Here is a 959-nt window from a genome sequence, read left to right on the forward strand (position 1 = left end):
AGTAATAGCGTCTCTTACCGACTTCTCACAGCTTATCGCAGGTTAGTACGTCCTTCATCGCCTCTGACTGCCAAGGCATCCACCATGTACGCTTAGTCACTTAACCATACAACCCCAAGAAGTGTCGTTGAAACAACGCTTGCTTGTTGAAGTACAACAAGGACCAAAATAAATTTTGGTTTTCGCCAAGAAGTTTCCAAAGCACTTGTAACAAATGTTTGAGAACTACTTTTTAAATCAGCTTTCCAGATTGTTAAAGAGCATGTTTGCAACGGTCATCGACCGAAGAAAACAGACATAAACACGTATGCTTATGTCTGCATTCTTGTTAGCAAGAAGAGAAGTGGCGTCCCCTAGGGGATTCGAACCCCTGTTACCGCCGTGAAAGGGCGGTGTCCTAGGCCTCTAGACGAAGGGGACCCAAAATCATCTTTGCTCTGCGTTAGCAGTGCAGATTTTGGGTAATGGCGAGTGCTGAGCCTGCGAGGCCGAGCGCCATTATTCACATCCCAAAACCCAATGACAGGGCTTCTCTCATCTGACCTAAGCCAGATAAGCACTGACGCTTGCGCATCAGGTCTTTGCTCTAACTACTTTGAATCAAGGCAATCTGTGTGAACACTCAACAACTCGACATCTTAAGGTAAGGAGGTGATCCAACCCCAGGTTCCCCTAGGGTTACCTTGTTACGACTTCACCCCAGTCATGAATCACACCGTGGTAAACGCCCTCCCGAAGGTTAAGCTATCTACTTCTGGTGCAACCCACTCCCATGGTGTGACGGGCGGTGTGTACAAGGCCCGGGAACGTATTCACCGCAACATTCTGATTTGCGATTACTAGCGATTCCGACTTCACGGAGTCGAGTTGCAGACTCCGATCCGGACTACGACGCGCTTTTTGGGATTCGCTCACTATCGCTAGCTTGCAGCCCTCTGTACGCGCCATTGTAGCACGTG

The 959-nt window shown here is 48.8% G+C and carries 1 tRNA gene and 2 rRNA genes; all 3 read right to left on the reverse strand.

What is annotated here, in order from left to right:
- Window positions 1-106 (reverse strand): 23S ribosomal RNA (locus GWQ31_RS21665); the annotation flags it as partial.
- A 238-nt stretch (window positions 107-344) separates the two neighbouring features.
- Window positions 345-420 (reverse strand) — tRNA-Glu (locus tag GWQ31_RS21670).
- A 224-nt stretch (window positions 421-644) separates the two neighbouring features.
- Window positions 645-959: ribosomal RNA gene (locus tag GWQ31_RS21675) — 16S ribosomal RNA — on the reverse strand; the annotation flags it as partial.

This window comes from Aeromonas sp. 2MA4 (assembly GCF_029237305.1).
GTDB classification, from domain to species: domain Bacteria; phylum Pseudomonadota; class Gammaproteobacteria; order Enterobacterales; family Aeromonadaceae; genus Aeromonas; species Aeromonas salmonicida.